Annotated in this window: 18 protein-coding genes; 9 read left to right on the top strand and 9 right to left on the bottom strand. The window is 70.2% G+C overall.

Annotation, left to right across the window (positions count from 1 at the left end; all coding sequences use genetic code 11):
• Positions 1-28: 28 nt before the first annotated feature.
• A complete protein-coding gene (locus CFI00_RS05220; protein WP_207084208.1) occupies positions 29-850 on the bottom strand; it encodes a hypothetical protein in 822 nt (273 codons plus the stop codon).
• Positions 851-998: 148 nt separating this feature from the next.
• Between CFI00_RS05220 and CFI00_RS05215 the strand changes: the two genes are divergently transcribed.
• Genes CFI00_RS05215 through CFI00_RS05200 form a run of 4 tightly spaced genes read left to right on the top strand, consistent with a single transcriptional unit; the run spans position 999 to position 5795 of the window.
• Positions 999-1718, top strand: a complete 720-nt coding sequence (locus CFI00_RS05215) for a succinate dehydrogenase cytochrome b subunit (RefSeq protein WP_242532688.1) — start codon at positions 999-1001, stop codon at positions 1716-1718.
• Positions 1719-1749: 31 nt separating this feature from the next.
• Positions 1750-3771 carry a fumarate reductase/succinate dehydrogenase flavoprotein subunit gene (locus tag CFI00_RS05210; RefSeq protein ID WP_207085379.1) on the top strand — a complete coding sequence of 674 codons (2022 nt, stop codon included), beginning with the start codon at positions 1750-1752 and terminating at the stop codon, positions 3769-3771.
• 2 nt (positions 3772-3773) lie between these two features.
• Positions 3774-4517, top strand: coding sequence for a succinate dehydrogenase/fumarate reductase iron-sulfur subunit (locus tag CFI00_RS05205; protein ID WP_207084206.1), 744 nt, complete (start codon positions 3774-3776; stop codon positions 4515-4517).
• A gap of 36 nt (positions 4518-4553) precedes the next feature.
• Complete coding sequence (locus CFI00_RS05200) at positions 4554-5795, top strand: MFS transporter (RefSeq protein ID WP_207084205.1); 1242 nt, start codon at positions 4554-4556, stop codon at positions 5793-5795.
• Between the two features lie 133 nt (positions 5796-5928).
• Here CFI00_RS05200 and CFI00_RS05195 read toward each other — a convergent pair whose 3' ends face one another.
• On the bottom strand, positions 5929-6978 hold the full coding sequence (locus CFI00_RS05195) for a YhjD/YihY/BrkB family envelope integrity protein (RefSeq protein ID WP_207084204.1): 1050 nt from the start codon (positions 6976-6978) through the stop codon (positions 5929-5931).
• Position 6979: 1 nt separating this feature from the next.
• A complete protein-coding gene (locus CFI00_RS05190) occupies positions 6980-7489 on the bottom strand; it encodes a 2'-5' RNA ligase family protein (protein WP_207084203.1) in 510 nt (169 codons plus the stop codon).
• A 60-nt stretch (positions 7490-7549) separates the two neighbouring features.
• Here CFI00_RS05190 and trpS point away from each other — a divergent pair, with 60 nt between their 5' ends.
• Together trpS and CFI00_RS05180 are read left to right on the top strand one after the other, a co-directional pair.
• On the top strand, positions 7550-8599 hold the full coding sequence (gene trpS, locus CFI00_RS05185; RefSeq protein WP_242532687.1) for a tryptophan--tRNA ligase: 1050 nt from the start codon (positions 7550-7552) through the stop codon (positions 8597-8599).
• A gap of 83 nt (positions 8600-8682) precedes the next feature.
• Positions 8683-9951 carry a lipase family protein gene (locus CFI00_RS05180; RefSeq protein WP_207084202.1) on the top strand — a complete coding sequence of 423 codons (1269 nt, stop codon included), beginning with the start codon at positions 8683-8685 and terminating at the stop codon, positions 9949-9951.
• Positions 9952-10024: 73 nt separating this feature from the next.
• On the opposite strand, the gene CFI00_RS05175 is transcribed toward CFI00_RS05180, so the two are convergent.
• The 3 genes from CFI00_RS05175 to CFI00_RS05165 all read right to left on the bottom strand — a co-directional run bounded on the left by CFI00_RS05175 (position 10025) and on the right by CFI00_RS05165 (position 13822).
• Positions 10025-10183, bottom strand: coding sequence for a hypothetical protein (locus CFI00_RS05175; RefSeq protein WP_207084201.1), 159 nt, complete (start codon positions 10181-10183; stop codon positions 10025-10027).
• A gap of 107 nt (positions 10184-10290) precedes the next feature.
• On the bottom strand, positions 10291-11529 hold the full coding sequence (locus tag CFI00_RS05170) for an MFS transporter (RefSeq protein ID WP_207084200.1): 1239 nt from the start codon (positions 11527-11529) through the stop codon (positions 10291-10293).
• A gap of 79 nt (positions 11530-11608) precedes the next feature.
• On the bottom strand, positions 11609-13822 hold the full coding sequence (locus tag CFI00_RS05165; RefSeq protein WP_207084199.1) for an NADP-dependent isocitrate dehydrogenase: 2214 nt from the start codon (positions 13820-13822) through the stop codon (positions 11609-11611).
• A gap of 181 nt (positions 13823-14003) precedes the next feature.
• Here CFI00_RS05165 and CFI00_RS05160 point away from each other — a divergent pair, with 181 nt between their 5' ends.
• Positions 14004-15092 carry an MIP family channel protein gene (locus CFI00_RS05160; RefSeq protein ID WP_207084198.1) on the top strand — a complete coding sequence of 363 codons (1089 nt, stop codon included), beginning with the start codon at positions 14004-14006 and terminating at the stop codon, positions 15090-15092.
• A 21-nt stretch (positions 15093-15113) separates the two neighbouring features.
• Here CFI00_RS05160 and CFI00_RS05155 read toward each other — a convergent pair whose 3' ends face one another.
• Positions 15114-15797, bottom strand: coding sequence for a hypothetical protein (locus tag CFI00_RS05155; protein ID WP_207084197.1), 684 nt, complete (start codon positions 15795-15797; stop codon positions 15114-15116).
• 106 nt (positions 15798-15903) lie between these two features.
• Here CFI00_RS05155 and CFI00_RS05150 point away from each other — a divergent pair, with 106 nt between their 5' ends.
• A complete protein-coding gene (locus tag CFI00_RS05150) occupies positions 15904-16890 on the top strand; it encodes a malate dehydrogenase (protein ID WP_207084196.1) in 987 nt (328 codons plus the stop codon).
• Positions 16891-16982: 92 nt separating this feature from the next.
• On the top strand, positions 16983-18179 hold the full coding sequence (locus CFI00_RS05145; RefSeq protein ID WP_207084195.1) for an IS30 family transposase: 1197 nt from the start codon (positions 16983-16985) through the stop codon (positions 18177-18179).
• 73 nt (positions 18180-18252) lie between these two features.
• On the opposite strand, the gene CFI00_RS05140 is transcribed toward CFI00_RS05145, so the two are convergent.
• Together CFI00_RS05140 and CFI00_RS05135 are read right to left on the bottom strand one after the other, a co-directional pair.
• A complete protein-coding gene (locus CFI00_RS05140; protein ID WP_207084194.1) occupies positions 18253-18612 on the bottom strand; it encodes a DUF3017 domain-containing protein in 360 nt (119 codons plus the stop codon).
• Position 18613: 1 nt separating this feature from the next.
• Complete coding sequence (locus CFI00_RS05135; RefSeq protein WP_207084193.1) at positions 18614-19459, bottom strand: bifunctional methylenetetrahydrofolate dehydrogenase/methenyltetrahydrofolate cyclohydrolase; 846 nt, start codon at positions 19457-19459, stop codon at positions 18614-18616.
• Positions 19460-19563 lie beyond the last annotated feature (104 nt).

Here is a 19563-nt window from a genome sequence, read left to right as displayed (position 1 = left end):
GGGGGAGATGAGAACTTCGTGGGGTGGTTCAAAAGAACCTCAGGTCCTGGATCGTGCCCGTGGCGAGCAGGTAGATGTAGAAGTCGACGACGGCGACCGAGAAGAGCGAGTACCACGCCCACTTCCCGTGGCTGGTGTTGAGCCGCGAGACCCAGGTCCACAGCTTGTAGCGCACCGGGTGCTTGGAGAAGTGGCGGAGCCGACCACCGACGACGTGGCGGCAGGAGTGGCACGACAGCGTGTAGAGCCAGATGAAGGCGACGTTGACGATCATCAGCAGCGTGCCGAGGCCCATGTGGATGCCGCTGGTCTCGCCGTCGCCGATGGCGTACTCCGCCGGCATCGGTCGGAAGGCGAGCACGACGTCGAAGGTGAGCACGAGCCCGACCAGCACTGCGGCGTACCAGAAGTAGCGGTGCACGTTCTGCAGGACCAACGGCAGCTTCGACTCGCCGGAGTAGGCCTGGTGCGGCTCGGCGACGCCGCACGCGGGCGGGGAGAGCCAGAAGGCGCGGTAGTAGGCCTTGCGGTAGTAGTAGCAGGTCATCCGGAAGCCCAGCGGGAAGATCAGGATGATCAGCGCCGCGGACAGCGGCCACCACGCGAACGGCTGGCCGAAGTCCGAGGCGCCCTCCACGCAGTCGCCGAGGCACGGCGAGTAGAACGGCGAGAGGTAGGGCGAGGCGTAGTAGTCGCGACCCATGAAGGCGCGCACGGTGGCGAAGACGACGAAGCCGGAGAAGACGACGAACGTCGCCAGCGGCGAGAGCCACCACCGGTCCTGTCGCAGTGTCCGCGCCCCGATGCGCGCGCGGGTCGGGCTGGTGACGCCGTGGTCGGTCGTTGGCATACGTCCTCCGTGGGGGTCCGGGGACCCGGGTCCTGTCGACACTGGTGACTATGACGTGAGTCACACTCCAGCGGAAGTGGGCGCGCCCGGACAAACGTCACACGGCCTCGGCGCGTCGCCCGTGCGGACGCCGCGATACCGTGAGGGAGTGCCAACTGAACTCAGAGACTCACGTCCCACCCTGGTGAAGGGCGCGCGGGCATCGCGCACCACGGTCGCGCTGAAGCTCGCCATGGCGGGCAGCGGCTTCCTCTTCGTGGGCTTCGTGCTCGCGCACATGTACGGCAACCTCAAGGCGTTCGCCGGCCACGACGCGTTCAACGAGTACGCCGAGCACCTGCGCGAGCTCGGTGAGCCGCTGCTGCCGCACGAGGGCGCGCTGTGGATCCTGCGCCTGGGTCTGCTCCTGTCACTGGTGGTGCACGTCGTCACCGGCGTGATCCTGTGGCGCCGCGCCGCGCGCGCCCGCACCACGAAGTACACCGTGAAGAAGACCGCCGGTGTCACGCGCGCGAGCCTGATGATGCGCTGGGGCGGCGTCACCATCCTGGTGTTCCTGATCTGGCACCTGCTCAACTTCACCATCGGCAAGGTCAACGTGCAGGGCGGGGCGACCAACGACCCCTACAACCTTCTGGTCGACACCTTCGACGTGTGGTGGATGACGGTGATCTACCTCGTCGCGATGCTGGCGCTGGGCGCCCACCTGCACCATGGGATCTGGAGCGCCGCCCAGACGCTCGGCTGGACCGGCACCGCCGCGAAGCGACGCCGCGCCAAGCAGGTCGGCCTCGCTACGGCACTGGTCATCTCGGTCGGCTACTCGCTCGTCCCGCTCGCCGTCCTCGCCGGCATCATCACCAAGTAAGGGGTCATCGCACGTGAGCCACGACATGGACATGCCCGACACCGTCAGCGCAGCCGAGGCCTCGGCCAGCGGCTTCCTCGACGGCGACTACGACGACGCCGCGGGCTACTACACGCCCGGCACGCCGCTGGTCGACACCAAGGCGCCCGAGGGCCCGATCGCCGAGCGCTGGCAGAACCGCAAGTTCGAGGCCCGCCTGGTCAACCCGTCGAACCGGCGCAAGCTGTCGATCATCATCGTCGGCACCGGCCTGGCCGGCGCTTCGGCCGCCGCCACCCTCGGCGAGGCCGGCTACAACGTGAAGTCCTTCTGCTACCAGGACTCCCCGCGTCGCGCGCACTCCATCGCCGCGCAGGGCGGCATCAACGCCGCGAAGAACTACAAGGAGGACGGCGACTCCGTCCACCGCCTGTTCTACGACACGGTCAAGGGCGGCGACTACCGCTCGCGCGAGTCCAACGTCTACCGCCTCGCCGAGGTCAGCACGAACATCATCGACCAGTGCGTCGCGCAGGGCGTCCCGTTCGCCCGCGAGTACGGCGGCCTGCTCGACAACCGCTCCTTCGGCGGCGTGCAGGTCTCGCGCACCTTCTACGCCCGCGGCCAGACCGGCCAGCAGCTGCTGATCGGCGCCTACCAGGCGCTCGAGCGCCAGGTGTCCGCCGGCACCGTGACGACGTACACGCGCCACGAGATGATGGAGCTCATCACCGTCGACGGCAAGGCGCGCGGCATCATCGCCCGCGACATGGTCACCGGCGCGGTCGAGACCCACCTCGCCGACGTCGTCGTGCTCGCCTCCGGTGGCTACGGCAACGTGTTCTACCTGTCGACCAACGCGATGGGCTGCAACGTCACCGCCGCGTGGCGCGCGCACCGCAAGGGCGCCTACATGGCCAACCCCTGCTACACGCAGATCCACCCCACCTGCATCCCGGTCTCGGGCTCGCACCAGTCGAAGCTGACCCTGATGTCGGAGTCGCTGCGCAACGACGGCCGGATCTGGGTGCCGAAGAACCAGGCCGACTGCGACAAGGACCCGCGCGACATCCCCGAGGAGGACCGCGACTACTACCTGGAGCGGATCTACCCCTCCTTCGGCAACCTGGTCCCCCGCGACATCGCCTCGCGTGCGGCCAAGAACGTCTGCGACGAGGGTCGCGGCGTCGGCCCCGAGGTCGACGGCGTACGCCGTGGTGTCTACCTCGACTTCAGCGCCGCCATCGAGCGCCTCGGCAAGAAGGGCATCACCGAGAAGTACGACAACCTGTTCGACATGTACGAGCGGATCACGGGTGAGAACCCGTTCGAGGTGCCGATGCGCATCTACCCCGCCGTGCACTACGTCATGGGCGGCCTGTGGGTCGACTACGACCTCCAGTCCACGATCCCGGGCCTGTTCGTGACGGGCGAGGCCAACTTCTCCGACCACGGCGCGAACCGCCTCGGCGCCTCGGCGCTGATGCAGGGCCTGGCCGACGGCTACTTCGTCCTCCCCCACACCATCCGCGACTACCTCGCGGACGGCCCGTTCGAGGAGATCACCGAGGACCACCCCGCCGTCGTCGAGGCGCGCGAGTCGGTCAAGGGCCGCATCGACCACTTCCTGTCCGTCAACGGCACCCGCAGCGTCGACTCCTACCACCGCGAGCTCGGCAACATCATGTGGGAGTACTGCGGCATGGAGCGGACCGAGACCGGTCTGAAGAAGGCCATCGACCTCATCCGCTCGCTCAAGGACGACTTCTACCGCAACGTGAAGGTCCTCGGCAGCGCCGAGACCCTGAACCAGTCGCTCGAGAAGGCCGGCCGCGTGGCCGACTTCTTCGAGCTCGGCGAGCTGATGTGCATCGACGCCCTCAACCGACGCGAGTCGTGCGGCGGCCACTTCCGTGGCGAGTCGCAGACCGAGGACGGCGAGGCGCTGCGCCACGACGACGAGTACGCCTACGTCGCCGCGTGGGAGTGGGCCGGTGAGGACTCCATCCCCGTCCTGCACAAGGAAGACCTCGTCTACACCGCCATCGAGATGAAGCAGCGGAGCTACAAGTGAGCATGAACCTGACCCTCAAGATCTGGCGCCAGCCGGACGCCTCGTCCGCCGGGGCGATGCAGACCTACCAGCTCTCCGACGTGTCCCCGGACATGTCCTTCCTGGAGATGCTCGACGTGCTGAACGAGCAGCTCAACGACAAGGGCGAGGATCCCGTCGCCTTCGACCACGACTGCCGTGAGGGCATCTGCGGGTCGTGCGGGCTGATGATCAACGGCGACGCCCACGGGCCGGAGGTCACCACGACCTGCCAGCTCCACATGCGTTCGTTCAGCGACGGCGAGACGATCACCATCGAGCCGTGGCGCGCCGACGCCTTCCCGGTCATCAAGGACCTGGTCGTCGACCGCAGCGCCTTCGACCGCATCATCCAGCAGGGCGGCTACATCTCGGTCAACACCGGCTCGGCGCCCGAGGCCCACTCGGTGCCCGTCCCGCGTGACGACGCGCTGCGCGCCTTCAACGTCGCCACCTGCATCGGCTGCGGCGCCTGCGTCGCGGCGTGCCCCAACGGCTCGGCCTCGCTCTTCATGGGTGCCAAGATCACCCATCTCGGCGAGCTCCCGCAGGGCCAGCCCGAGCGCGACAGCCGCGTGGTCAACATGGTCGCCCAGCACGACCACGAGGGCTTCGGTGGCTGCACCAACATCGGCGCCTGCACCGCCGCCTGCCCCAAGGAGATCCCGCTCGACGTGATCTCCCAGCTCAACAAGGACCTCCGCACCGCCATCCGCCACGGCCACTGAGCCAGCACCGCAACCGCCTTCTCTCGGGAGCAAGACGTGTCGCACGACCCTGCGTCCGCACTGAACCATGCTCCGTTCCGGGCTCTCCTCGTCGGCCAGACGGTGACGAGCCTGGGCAACGGCATAGCGCCCATCGCGCTGGCCTTCGGCGTCCTCGACCTGGGGGGCTCGCCCGCCGAGCTCGGCCTCGTGGGAGCGGCCTACGCGGTCACCTTCGCGGCGGCGTTGCTGTGGGGGGGCGTGATCGGTGACCGGGAGGCGCGGGACAAGATCATGGTCGGTTCCTCGGTGGTGCGCGGTGTCATCCAGGTCCTCACCGCCGCTGTGGTGCTGTCCTCGGTCGGCGGCGTGCCCGCGCTCGCGCTGCTGTCGGCGATCAGCGGGGTCCTGACCGGGCTCTCGGTGCCGGCGTCGCGCTCGGTCACCCCCCTGACCGTTCCGGCACAAGCGCTGCCGTCGGCCGTCAAGGTCCGCGCCCTCAGCCAGGACTCCGCCCGCATCGCCGGCACGGCGGTCGCGGGCGTGCTGGTGGTCGCCATCGGCTCGGGTTGGGCGATCCTCATCGACGCCCTGACCTTCTTCGTCGCAGCCGCCGCCTTCGCCGCCATGCGGCTTCCGGCCGCGCCGCGGCCCGGGACGGACCGGCCGTCGGTCCTGTCCGACGTGCGAGACGGCCTGGCCGAGGTGGTCCACCAGAGGTGGCTGCTGCTGACGATCGGCCAGGCAATGGTCTTCCACCTCGCCTACGGAGGCGTCGAGGGCGTGCTCGGCCCGACCGTGGTGGGCGAGGGCATAGGCCGGGACGTGTGGGGTTGGGCGATGGCCGCCCTGGGCGTCGGAGTCGTCGCCGGCTCCCTGCTCAGCATGCGGATCCACCCACCCCGTCCACTCGTCACGGCGATGCTCGCGCTGGCGTCCACAGGGGCCTTCCCCGTGGCGATGGGCCTGGCCGAAGGGCCTGCTCCGCTGCTCGCCGCGGCCTTCGTCCACGGTCTGGGCCTCCAGCTCTACAGCGTGCTCATGGACGTCGCGGTGCAGGAGGGTGTGCCGACGGACAAGCTGGCCCGGGTCTACGCCATCGACCAGGTCGGCTCGCTCGCGACCAGGCCCCTCGGGCTCGCGCTGGTCGGTCCCGCGCTCCTCGTCGCGCCGGCGGAGGCACTGCTGGTCGGCGTCGGCGTCGTGCTCGGGGCCTCGGCACTGCTGCTGCTCGCCTCCCGGACCATCCGCCTGCACGCACCGAGCGCGGCGTCGTCCGTCGAGCCCGTCTCCTCGTGACGAGCGTCCCTGTCCCACCGGTCCGTCACCGTGACGACGCGCGCGACCTCCTCGCGTACGTCTCGTGGCAGCAGACCCGGCCGGTCGTGCGACCGACCGACGCCGCAGGTGCATCGCTCTGGCTGGTCACTCGTCAGCGCCGGCGGCGTACGAGCGCCACGAGGCCGAGCATCGAGGCGGCGCCCGCGGCGAAGGCGGCCTTCGGGGAGGACCCAGCGGAAGAATCAGTGCGTACGACGTCCGCTGCCGCGGCCAGGTCGATCCGGGGCCCTTCGACCGTCTGGTCGGCGACGAGCTGGGCCGCGCGCGCGGCGCGGGCCTCGGGCGAGGTGTGGGCCCAGGCGGCGGCGAGGACGACGACGCGGGAGAAGTAGTTGATCCAGACCAGCAGGATCAGGGCGATGCCGAAGGCCTGCACGGCCGGCTGCTCGCGAGTGGCCTGCAGCAGCACCGTCGAGAGCTGCTTGAGCAGCTCGAAGACGATGGCGCCGAGCAGCGCCCCCGACCAGAGCGACCGCGACGGCACGTTGGGGCTGGCGAGGAGGCGGAAGAAGGCGAAGAACAGCACCGTGCTCGCCGCCAGGCCCAGCGCGAGCGCGAGGGCCCACAGCAGGGGCTTCGCGCCCGCGCCGAGGCCGAGGAGCTCGAGGATGGGCGTGGCGATCTTGGTGGCCACGCCGGACACGGCGACGCTCACCAGGAGCACGGAGCCGAGGGTCAGCAGCGCCAGCATGTCGCGCACCTTGCCGACGACGAAGTTGGGCTGCTCGCGCTCGGGCTCCTCGAAGACCGCGATCAGCGCGGTGCGCATCCCCGACAGCCAGCCGAGGCCGGAGTAGAGGGCGAGCAGGAGTCCGACGCTGAGGATGCCGGGCGCGTTGTTCTGGAAGGTGGCCAGGTCGAGCCCGTCCTTGCCCCCCACGATCCCCGGGAGCACGTCGTTGATCGCGGTGACCAGGTCGTCGTCGGCGTTGGGGTACGCCCTCGAGACCAGGCCGATGACGGCGAACGCGAGCGCCAGGATCGGGAAGAAGGACAGGAACGCGAAGTAGGTGACGGCCGCGGCGAGTGCGCTGCCGTTGACGTTGCCGAAGTGCTCGACCATGCGCACGACGTGGTCGACGAGGGGACGACGCTCGCGGACGCGCTCCACGCGGTCCTTCAGGTCCGAGACGAAGGACATGTCAGCCCAGCTCGAAGTGTCGGGTGGGCTGCCAGCCGGCGCTGTCGTCGTGGACGTAGAGGCTGAACTCCTCGGCGGTGAAGCGGCACTCGAAGCCGGCGAGCTCGGCGAAGGCACGGTCGAGCGCGGTGTCGTCGAGGTGGTGCGCGATCGTCACGTGCGGGTGGTAGGGGTAGTGCAGGTCGACCTCGAGCGGCCCGCGGCGCACGGCGCCGGCGAGCTGCTCGCACGCGGAGATCCCCTCGGCCACGGTCACGAAGACCACCGGGGACACCGGGCGGAACGTGCCGGTGCCGCGGAGGTGGATGTCGAACGGCTCCACGGCCGAAGCCGCGTGCGCGAGATGATCGGTGACGGTGTCGAGCTCGGCGTCCTCGACCTGCGCCGGCGGGATCAGGGTGATGTGCGTCGGGATCTGCGTCGCAGTCGTGTCACCGACCGAGGTGCGGTAGTCCTGGAGCTCACTCGCCCAGGGCTCGGGGATCGCGATGGCTACTCCGATGGTGGGCACTCGCCGACCCTACATAACCGGTTCGCCGCACCGTGCAGCCGGGAAGTAGGCTCGCCCGTCGTGAGTGACACCTTCCGCGCCGCCCAGGCCCGCAGCGAGGCGATCGAGCAGCAGATGGCCGACGACCCGGTCTCGCTGCGGATGCTGACCGGGGACCGTCCGACCGGAGCGCTGCACATCGGCCACTACTTCGGCTCGATCCGCAACCGCCTCCGCCTGCAGGACAGCGGCGCCGAGATCTGGCAGCTCATCGCCGACTACCAGGTGATCACCGACCGCGAGGTCGCCGGCGACATCGCCGGCAACGTGCGCAACCTGCTCCTCGACAACATCGCCGCCGGCCTCGACCCGGAGAAGGCGACGATCTTCACCCACTCCTCCGTCCCGGCGCTCAACCAGCTGATGCTGCCCTTCCTCAGCCTGGTCAGCGTGGCGGAGCTCCAGCGCAACCCCACGGTCAAGGACGAGGCCAGGTCGGCCGGCATCACCTCGATCGGCGGACTGCTGCTGACCTACCCCGTCCACCAGGCCGCCGACATCCTGTTCTGCAAGGCCAACGTCGTCCCGGTGGGGCGCGACCAGCTCCCCCACCTCGAGCAGACGCGCGTCGTCGCGCGCCGCTTCAACGACCGCTACGCACCGGTCTTCCCCGAGCCCGGCGCGCTGTTGTCGGAGGCCCCGCTCATCCTCGGCACCGACGGCACCAAGATGAGCAAGTCGAAGGGCAACGTCGTCGAGCTGCGGATGAGCGCCGACGAGACGGCCAAGAAGCTGAAGGGTGCCAAGACCGACAGCGACCGCGTCATCACCTACGACCCGGACGGGCGTCCCGAGGTCGCCAACCTCCTGACCCTCATCGCGCTCTGCGAGGGCACCGACCCCGCGACCGTTGCCGACGAGATCGGCGACGGCGGCGGTGGCGCGCTCAAGGGCCGGCTCACCGACGCGGTCAACGCCGAGCTCGCCCCGCTGCGCGCGCACCGAGCCGAGCTCGAGGCCGACCCGGGCTACCTCTCGGAGGTCCTGCGACGCGGCAACACCCGAGCCAACGAGATGGCCGAGGTCACGCTCGACGAGGTGCGCGAGGCGATGGGCATGGTCTACGAGTGACGGACGTCACACTCCCGCTGTGATGTGACTCACCAGTAGGTTTCGCTCGAGGCCGGGTCGTCCGGTCCGGGAGGGAAGCCACCATGGCAGCAACATCTCGCCGTCGAACCCACGCTCGGGGTCGGTCGGCACGCGCGATCGCGTCACTCTTCACCGTCCTGACCGCCACGCTCGTGACCGGGGCACTGGCTCCGACCACGGCCCACGCCGCGGTCGCGGAGCCGCCGCGGCCCGCGTTCTACGAGACCCCCGCCTCGCTGCCCAGCGCCAACGGCGCGCTGATCCGCAGCGAGGCGATGACGTTCCTGCTCGACCCGCTCGACGTGACGAGCCTGGTCCGCAACGCCAAGCGCGTGCTCTACAAGAGCACCAACCGCGCCGGCAGGGCCATCGCGGTCTCCGGCACCGTCCTGGTGCCGAACGCCCCCTGGATCGGTGTCGGCTCCCGCCCGGTCATCGGCTACGCACCCGGCACCCAGGGCATGGCGGACCGGTGCGCCCCGTCGCGACAGTTCTCCGAGGGCATCGAGTACGAGGGCATCGGCATCGAGGGGCTGCTGCTGCGCGGCTACGCCGTGGCGATGCCCGACTACGAGGGCCTGGGCACCGTCGGCCTCCACACCTACATGGACCGCGTCTCGCAGGGCCGCGCCACGCTGGACGTCGTACGCGCCGCGCAGCGCCTGTCCGGCACCGGGCTGAGCAGCACCAGCCCGGTCGGGCTGATGGGCTACTCCCAGGGCGGTGGCGCCGCGGCGTCCGCGGTCGAGCTCGCCCCGACGTACGCCCCCGAGCTCCGCCTCAGGGGCGCGGTGGTCGGCGCGGTCCCGGCCGACCTCACCAAGGTCGCCACCAACCTCGACGGCGGGCTCTACTCCTCGTTCGCCTTCTTCGCGCTGCGCGGCCTCGCGGCGAGCTACGACGTCGACCTGTCGCCCTACCTGAACGCAACGGGTCGTGCGACCAGCGACCGGGTCGAGACCGAGTGCGTCTTCGACCTGCTCAACAACGCCTTCGTGAAGTCGTCGACGCTGAGCTACAACGGCCAGCCGATGTCGACCCTGATGGCGGCCGAGCCGTTCAGGTCGATCGTGGCCGCCCAGCGGATCGGGACGATCAAGCCGAGGGTCCCGGTGCTGGTCACGCACTCCGCGCTGGACGACGTGATCCCCTACTCGGTGGGCAAGCAGATGGCGAGGTCGTGGTGCGGCAAGGGCGCCAACGTCGTCTTCTCCACCAACATCGCCCCGCTCCACGTGGGCGGCATCCTGCCCCAGACGGCGGAGGCGCTGCCGTTCTTCGAGGCGAGGTTCCTGGGCCTGCCGCAGCTCAGCAACTGCTGGCTGATCTGAGCCGACGCCGCCAGGACGACACGAGCCCCGCCCGCTCCCCGGGCGGGGCTCGTGCTGCGTCGGCGCTGCGGCCTCAGACCACCCAGCCGAGGTTGTCGACGACCAGGTCGGCCATCGGGTAGACCCCCTTGAGCTCCTCGCGCCGCTCCAGCAGCTCCACCACGTCGTGCACGTTGCGGTCGCGCAGCTCGCGACGGCGCTCCATCGCGTTGTCGATCGTGTGCTCGTCCATCACTCCACCTCCGGAAAAGTTTCGGGGCGGACCCCCCGCCTCCATGTGTTGGATCGTTCCAAGTCTGCCTTACGCAGGAGTTCCGACTGTGTTAACTCCAAGGAAAATCAGTCGGAGGTCGAGGCGCGGCCACGCACGTGGAGGGTGGCGGAGAGCAGCAGGATCGCCACTCCGGCCAGGGAGAGCCCGAGGCCCACCAGCGCCGGGGCTCGCAGGCCCCAGCCCGCGGCGATGACGAGGCCGCCCAACCAGGCGCCGAGCGCGTTGGCGATGTTGAGCGAGGCGTGGTTCATCGCCGCACCGAGCGTCTGCGCGTCGCCGGCGACGTCCATCAGGCGCAGCTGGAGGTTCACCACCAGCACCGAGCCCAAGGTGGTGATCAGGAAGACGATGGGCAGCAGTGCCCAGCCGTGGGGCGCGGCGACCCAGAAGGCCAGCAGGGCCGCCGCCATGCCCACGCCGCCGATGATCAGCGAGCGGAAGATCGACCAGTCGGCCATGATCCCGGCGAGCCAGGTGCCGGCGACCATGCCGAGGCCGAAGGACAGCAGGAAGATCGCGACCGACCGCTCCCCCAGTCCCGCGACGTCGGTGACGACGGGCGCGATGTAGGTGTAGACGGCGAACATGCCGCCGAAGCCCACCGCCCCGGCCAGCAGGGTCAGCCACACCTGGGGGACCTTGAAGGCGGAGAGCTCACGACGCCCGCTCGCGTCCGTGTCACCCGGCACCGAGGGGACGAACCACGCGACCAGGGCCAGCGTCAGCACGGCGAGCCCGGAGGCCGCCCAGAAGGCCGCACGCCACCCGAGCTCCTGGCCGAGCACCGTCGCTGCAGGTACGCCGAGCACGTTGGCGACCGAGAGCCCGAGCATCACCTGCGAGACCGCTCGGCCCTTGCGCGAGGGGCGGGCCATGCTGGCCGCGACCAGCGAGGCGACGCCGAAGTAGGCGCCGTGGGGCAGGCCGGCGGCGAAGCGCGCGAGCATCAGCTGCTCGTAGGAGGTGGCCAGGGCGCTGACGCTGTTGCCGACCGCGAAGGCGGCCATCAGCGCCAGGAGCAGCGCCCGCCGCGGGAGCCGGGCCCCGAGGAAGGCGAGCACCGGGGCACCCACGACCACGCCCACGGCGTACGCCGAGATGACGTGGCCTCCGGTGGGGATCGAGACGTCGACACCGCCGGCGATCTGGGGCAGCAGCCCCATCGTCACGAACTCCGTCGTGCCGATCGCGAAGCCACCCATGGCCAGCGCCAGGACGGCGAGACCGAAGTGCCGGGCGGTCACCGTCGGGACGTCGAGGTCGTCGAGGGTGGGTTCGGCCGGGGCTGGAGCAGCAGTCGTCATCACTGGCGCAAGACAGGACCCCCGAGGAGTATTCCCCGGGGGTCCTGGCTGTGACGCGGGTCGCGCTGGTGTGAGGGGCTCAGGCGATGGTGGCGAGCGCCTCGTTGAAGGTCGTCGACGGACGCATCACCGCGGCGGCCTTCTCCGGGTCGGGGCGGAAGTAGCCCCCGATGTCGGCGGGCTTGCCCTGGACCGCGAGCAGCTCCTCGACGATCTTCTGCTCGTTCTCGCGCAGCGTGCCGGCCAGTGCGGCGAAGGCGGCCGCGAGGTCGGCGTCCTCGGTCTGCTTCGCCAGCTCCTCGGCCCAGTAGAGGGCGAGGTAGAAGTGCGAGCCACGGTTGTCGATCGTGCCGAGCTTGCGCCCCGGCGAGCGGTCCTCGTTGAGGAAGGTCTCCGTGGCCCGGTCGAGGGTCTCGCCGAGGATGCGGGCACGAGCGTTGTCGTCGTACCCGCCGAGGTGGTCGAGCGAGGCGGCCAGCGCGAAGAACTCACCCAGGCTGTCCCAGCGGAGGTAGTCCTCCTTCACCAGCTGCTGCACGTGCTTGGGGGCCGAACCGCCCGCCCCGGTCTCGAAGAGGCCGCCACCGTTCATCAGCGGGACGATCGAGAGCATCTTGGCGCTCGTGCCGAGCTCGAGGATCGGGAACAGGTCGGTGTTGTAGTCGCGCAGCACGTTGCCGGTCACCGAGATGGTGTCCTCGCCGCGACGGATGCGCTCGAGCGAGTACGTCGTCGCCTCGGCCGGCGCCATGATCTCGAGCGTCAGGCCCTCGGTGTCGTGCTCGGGCAGGTAGGCCTCGATCTTGGCGATCAGGTTGGCGTCGTGCGCGCGGCTCTCGTCGAGCCAGAAGATCGCGGGCGTCTCGCTGGCGCGGGCCCGGGTCACGGCGAGCTTGACCCAGTCACGGATCGAGGCGTCCTTGGTCTGGCAGGCGCGCCAGATGTCGCCCGGCTCGACGTCGTGCGACATCAGCACGTCGCCGGCCGCGTTGCGGACCTCGACCTTGCCGGCGGCAGGGACCTCGAACGTCTTGTCGTGCGAGCCGTACTCCTCGGCCGCCTTGGCCATCAGGCCGACGTTGGGCACCGAGCCCATGGTCGAGGGGTCGAGCGCGCCGTGGGTGCGGCAGTCGTCGATCGCGGCCTGGTAGACGCCGGCGTAGGAGGAGTCAGGGATCACCGCGAGGGTGTCCTGCTGCTCGCCGTCGGCGTTCCACATCTGGCCCGAGGTGCGGATCATCGCCGGCATCGAGGCGTCGATGATGACGTCGGAGGGCACGTGGAGGTTGGTGATGCCCTTGTCGGAGTCGACCATGGCCAGCGCCGGACCCTCGGCGAGGCCCTTCTCGAAGGCGGCCCTGATCTCCGCGCCGCCCTCGACCTTGTCGAGACCGGCGAGGATCGCGCCGAGGCCGTCGTTGGCCGAGAGGCCCGCGGCGGCCAGCTGCTCGCCGTACTGGGCGAACACGTCGGCGAAGTAGGCGCGCACCACGTGACCGAAGATGATCGGGTCGGAGACCTTCATCATCGTGGCCTTGAGGTGGGCGGAGAAGAGCACGCCGTCCGCCTTGGCCTTCGCGACCTGCGCCTCGAGGAAGGAGTCGAGCGCGCCGGCGCTCATGAAGGTGGCGTCGACGACCTCGCCCTCGAGGACCGCGAGGCCCTCCTTGAGGACGGTCTCCTCGCCACCCGCGCCGACGTGGACGATCGAGAGGGTGTCGTCGGAGTCGAGCACGACCGACTGCTCGTTGGTGCGGAAGTCGTCGTGGCCCATGGTCGCGACCGACGTCCTCGACTCGCTGCTCCAGGCACCCATCGAGTGCGGGTGGGCCTTGGCGTAGTTCTTCACCGAGGCCGGCGCGCGGCGGTCCGAGTTGCCCTCGCGCAGGACCGGGTTCACCGCGGAGCCCTTGACCTTGTCGTAGCGGGCGCGGACCTCGCGCTCCTCGTCGGTCTGCGGGTTCTCCGGGTAGTCCGGCAGGTCGTAGCCCTGCGACTGCAGCTCGGCGATGGTCGCCTTGAGCTGCGGGATCGAGGCGGAGATGTTGGGCAGCTTGATGATGTTGGCCTCGGGCTTCGTGGCCAGCTCGCCGAGCTCGGCGAGTGCGTCGTCGAGGCGCTGCTCCTCGGTGAGCCGGTCGGGGAACTGCGCGATCACGCGGCCGGCGAGGGAGATGTCGCGCGTCTCGACCTCGACACCGGCGGTCTTCGCGTAGGCGGCGATGATCGGGAGGAAGGAGTACGTCGCGAGCAGCGGCGCCTCGTCGGTGTGGGTGTAGATGATCTTGGCCATGGGACGACAGCTCCTGGTGGTCGCTCTGGGTGGTCGATCGGGCGGCATAACTCTTGACGTCAAGATACCTGACGCCGGGCTGCGCCGCGACTCGCCTACCCTCGCACCCCCGTGCGAGCGCGGCTAGGCTTCGCGTGGCCTACGCGGGGTACGGCCATCACGACTCTGGAGGGGACTCGCCATGAGCGACATCGTCGACGCCACACCGACCACTGGGCAGAAGTTCACCGCGGAGACGCTGGGCACCTTCGTGCTCGTGTTCTTCGGCTGCGGCGCTGCCGTCTACAGCGGTGGCGACCTCGTTGCGACCGCCCTGACCTTCGGTCTCACCGTGGTGGTCATGGCGTACGCCGTCGGACGCATCTCAGGCGGCCACTTCAACCCGGCCGTGACGCTGGGCGCCGTGCTCGGCGGCCGGCTGCCGTGGAACCAGGTCGGCATCTACATGGCCGCCCAGCTCCTCGGCGGCCTACTCGCCGGCGCGATGCTCTTCGGCCTCGGCAACGGCTTCGAGGGCTTCAGCGCCGAGGGCAACATGGGGCAGAACTTCTTCGGCGACGCAGGTTCCGGCTATGCCTGGTGGGCCGCGCTGCTCGTGGAGATCCTGCTCACCGCGATCTTCCTGTGGGTGATCCTCGCCGTCACCGACGAGCGCAACGAGGTCAACGTCGCCATGGGTCCGCTCGCGATCGGCCTGGCGCTGGCGATGATCCACTTCGTCGCGATCCCGCTCACCGGCACCTCGGTCAACCCGGCCCGCTCGATCGGCGTGGGCGTCTTCGCCGGCACCGACGCGATCGTCCAGCTCTGGCTCTTCGTCGTGGCCCCGCTCGTCGGCGCGGCGATCGCCGGACTGACCTACCCGCTCCTCTTCGGCCACGGCTCCGCCCCGGTCGCCGGCTCCGGCCTCAACTTCGGCGGCGGCCGCAAGGACCAGTTCGTCCCCGGCAGCTACGAGGCCCAGTGGAACCAGGGCCAGCAGGGCGGCTGGGGCCAGCCCGGCGCCGCGTGGGGCGCTCCCCCGCAGCAGCAGTGGGGCCAGCCCGCGCCGCAACAGCAGCCCGACCCGTACTCCACGCCGCAGGCGGCACCGCAGCAGCCCGGCCAGTGGGGCCAGCCCGTGCCGCAGCAGCAGCCGCCGACGCAGCCCGGTCAGTGGGGTGCTCCGCAGCAGCCGCAGCAGCAGCAGCCCGGCCAGGGCGCTCCCGGCCACTGGGGCAACCCCGACGGCGACGACGACGGCCGTACCCAGGTGCGCCGCCCGGACTGAGCCTGACCGGCCGCGACCGACCTAGCGCGCCAGGACCGCCTGCCACCCGGCGGTGAGGTCCTCGACGCTGGCGAGGCCGACACCCCGCTCGTAGATGTTGCGAGTGGTGGTGCCGGCCTCGTCGCGCGTCTGCACCAACGTGGGCGACTGGTCCTCGACCCGGGTGGTGGCCTCGAGGAGGTTCGGCACGCTGAACCGCACCCAGCCGTCCCCGAGCCGCGGGTCCGCGGGCATGGCCAGGCCGGCCTCGGCGCTGGCGACCCCGGCCCGCCACGACAGCCCGGTGGCCGAGTCGACGCCCACCAGCCACACGTTGCCGGCCTCGTCCTGGGCGTAGAACCGCGTCTCGTCGCCGGTCGGGCCGTCGAGGTCCATCACGACCCGCAGGGCGGTGGCCTCCAGCCCGGCGATCTCGGTGGTGCCGTCGAGGACCTCCGCGTCGATCGTCCCGAGGGTGCGCCCGTCCTCGCTCACGTCGTAGCGCCACGTGGCGCCGGGCTCGAGCGCGAGCCACGGGTTGTCGACGCGTGCGACGAAGTCGCCGGGCGACGGGGTCGGCGTCGGGATGACCAGACCATTGATCCCCGGGGAGTCGTAGGGCTGCGGCTGGCCGATGCCCGCGCATCCCGACAGTCCGAGCGCAAGGCAGGCCAGCAGCACTGCTGCGGCCCGCGGGCGGCGTACGGCTCCGGGCGGCCTCGTCATGGGCGCCAGCATGCCAGCCACGCACCAGCCCGCCACCAGCGGCGGCGGCGCTGCTAGCGTCAGCGGGACACCACGCTCGCGCTCACCTCACGAGGAGAAACCCACCGTGACCTCCGAACCGCTCAAGGTCGCCGTCACCGGCGCCGCCGGTCAGATCGGCTACAGCCTGCTCTTCCGCCTCGCCAGCGGCGCCCTCGCCGCGGACCGCCCGATCGAGCTCCGCCTGCTCGAGATCGAGCCCGCCCTCAAGGCGCTCGAGGGCGTCGTGATGGAGCTCGACGACTGCGCCTTCCCGCAGCTCGCCGGCGTGGAGATCGGCGCGGACGCCGAGAAGATCTTCGACGGCGTCAACCTCGCCCTGCTCGTCGGCGCGCGCCCGCGCGGCCCGGGCATGGAGCGCGGCGACCTGCTCTCGGCCAACGGTGCGATCTTCACCGCCCAGGGCAAGGCCCTCAACGCGGTCGCCGCCGACGACGTGCGCATCGGCGTCACCGGCAACCCGGCCAACACCAACGCCCTCATCGCGATGAGCAACGCCCCCGACATCCCGCGCGAGCGCTTCTCCGCGCTGACCCGCCTCGACCACAACCGCGCGATCAGCCAGCTCGCGGCCAAGACCGGCGCGTCCGTCACCGACATCAAGAAGATGACGATCTGGGGCAACCACTCCGCGACGCAGTACCCCGACCTCTTCCACGCCGAGGTCGGCGGCCGCAACGCCGCCGAGCTCGTCGGCGACCAGGCGTGGCTGGAGAACGACTTCATCCCGACCGTCGCCAAGCGCGGCGCCGCGATCATCGACGCACGGGGCTCGTCCTCGGCCGCCTCGGCCGCGTCCGCCACCATCGACGCCGCCCGCGACTGGCTCTTCGGCTCCGCCGCCGACGACTGGGTCTCGATGGCCGTGGCGTCCCAGGGCGAGTATGGCGTCCCCGAGGGCCTGATCTCGTCGTTCCCCGTCACCACCTCGGGCGGCGACTGGTCGATCGTCGAGGGCCTCGAGATCGACGACTTCTCCCGTGCGCGCATCGACGCCTCGACTGCCGAGCTGGCCGAGGAGCGCCAGGCGGTCACCGAGCTCGGCCTCATCTGAGGCACTGACGCATCCGAGCGGTGCGTGGGACAGGTTCTGCAGCCGGCGAAGTCATACGGTCGTTGCAACGCTTCTTGAAAGGAAGCGGTGCAATGGGATTCGTTCATGATCTTTCGATGCGGGACCGGTTCTATGAGCTGGTCTGTGTCGATGGTCTGTCGCTGACAGCCGCGGTCATCGAGGTCGGTGCCGGGGTCGGTTCGTCCACGCGGTGGTGGCGGCAGGCTGTCGGCATGGATGTTGAGGTTGCCAAGGGCAAGATCGGCGGACTGCTGGCCGGTCCGGCAGTAGACGTGACGCCGGGACGGTTCCTGACACTGCCGGAGCGGCGCGTCATCGAGTACGGCCTGGGTCGTGGTGACTTCCTCACGACGATCGCGGTGGCGTTGGGTCGCGACAAGTCGGTCGTCAGCCGTGAGGTGGCTCGCAACAAGACCACCAACGGCCGCTACGTGGCAGCGGTGGCGCACTTCAAGGCATGGTGGGCGCGGCGTCGGCCCAAGGAGTTCAAGCTCGACAACCTCGAGCTGTGTCGGCGCATCGAGGGCTGGATGGACGCCGGCTGGTCGCCCGGGTTGATCGCGGCCACCCTCAAAGCCGAGGGCGGAGGCCAGAATGAGCGGGTGAGCCACGAGACGATCTACCAGGCGTTATACGTCCAAGGCCGTGGCCAACTACGCACTGACCTGCACAAACAGTTGTCCACCCATCGCGCCAAGCGTCGTACCCGTGGCCGAGCAGGCCCGGGCAGCGGGAACCCGTACAGCAAGGCGTTCACCATCAGCGACCGGCCGGCCGAGGTGGCTGACCGTGCAGTGCCTGGGCACTGGGAAGGCGACCTCATCGTGGGCCCGTACTCCCGTTCAGCGATCGGGACCCTGGTCGAACGCTCGACCCGGTTCACGATCTTGCTGCACCTGCCCGGGCGCCACACAGCCGAGGAAGTCGCAGAGGCGATGATCCGTGAGATGGGTCAACTGCCCGAGCACCTCCGTCGCTCGCTGACCTGGGACCGCGGCACCGAAATGACCCAGTACACGCGGATCCAGACCGACCTGAAGATGCCGGTCTACTTCTGCGACCCGCACTCACCGTGGCAGCGCGGCACCAACGAGAACACCAACCGGCTGCTGCGCCACTGGTTCCCCAAGAGCGTGGATCTACGCCAATTCACTGTCGAGGACCTCCAAAAGGCGTCGGACTCACTCAACGCCAGACCCCGGCCCACCCTCGAGATGCGCACGCCAGCACAGGCCCTCAATCAACTACTCGAGCAACAAGCAGCATGACCAAAGTTGCAACGACCGCTTGACGTCACCGCCGAGGAACCTGCCTCACGCACCGTTCGTGCGTTCGGCGGCGCTAGAAGGCGCCCGGCTGGTCCGGGATCGAGCCCGCCAGGAAGATCAGCGAGCCACCGAGCGCGAGCAGGATGAGCGCGTCGAGGACCTTGTGGCGTACGGCGAGCATGCCGGCGTTGCGGGTGGGCAGGACCAGGCGTACGGCGGCGGCGAGGAGCAGCGAGCCGCCGAACAGACGGATGCCGTTGCGCCACTCGCCGAGCGAGACCAGCACCAGGGCGAACCCGACGACGCCGAGCACGACCAGGTAGAAGCCTCCTCCGAGCGTGGAGGGGTAGCGGCGTGGTTCGTCGGGGTCGACCGGCTCAGCCGAGACCGGGTCGACGGAGTCGGGCGGCTCGACGCGGTCCGGCTCACCCATGTCAGGCGACGGACCTCTCGGCGATCTCGACGATGTTGCTCAGCAGCATCGCTCGCGTCATGGGCCCCACGCCCTTGGGGTTGGGCGAGACCCAGCCGGCCACGTCCCACACGCCCGGGTCCACGTCGCCGGTGACCTTGCCCTCGACGCGGGAGACCCCGACGTCGAGGACCGCGGCACCCGGCTTCACCATGTCGGAGGTGATGATGCCGGGCACGCCGGCGGCGGCGATCACGATGTCAGCGCGCCGCACGTGCGCAGCGAGGTCGACGGTGCCGGTGTGGCACAGCGTGACGGTGGCGTTCTCGGACCGGCGGGTCAGCAGCAGGCCCAGGGGACGCCCGACGGTGAGGCCGCGACCGACCACGACCACCTCGGCGCCGGCGATGGCGACGTCGTGGCGGCGCAGCAGCTCGATCGCCCCGACCGGGGTGCAGGGCAGCGGACCCGCCTCCCCCAGCACCAGCTTGCCGAGGTTCATCGGGTGCAGGCCGTCGACGTCCTTGTGAGGGTCGACCCGCGAGAGCAGGGCGAACTCGTCGAGGCCGGTCGGCTGCTGCACGATGAAGCCGGTGCACGCGTCGTCGGCGTTGAGCTCGTCGATGACCGCCTCGACCTCGGCCTGGCTCGCCGTCGCGGGCAGGTCGCGCCGGATCGAGGTGATGCCGATCTCGGCGCAGTCCTTGTGCTTGGCGCCGACGTACCAGTGCGAGCCGGGGTCGTCGCCGACCAGCACGGTGCCGAGGCCGGGGACGACCCCCCGCTCCTTGAGCGCGGCGACGCGCTGCGCCAGCTCCGCCTTGATGGTCCGCAGCGTCGCTGCGCCGTCCAGGGTCTGTGCCGTCACGGGGTCATCCTAGGGATCGGGGGTGGGGCTGGGGCGCGCGGAGTCGCTTCGCCTCCGGCGGTCGGGTCTCGATACACGCCGTCGCGACCTCCTTCGTCGGTCGC

The organism is Nocardioides sp. S5 (genome assembly GCF_017310035.1).
Classification (GTDB): domain Bacteria; phylum Actinomycetota; class Actinomycetes; order Propionibacteriales; family Nocardioidaceae; genus Nocardioides.
Note: the sequence above shows the minus strand (reverse complement) of the source record. Positions and strands in the feature narration are given on the sequence as shown.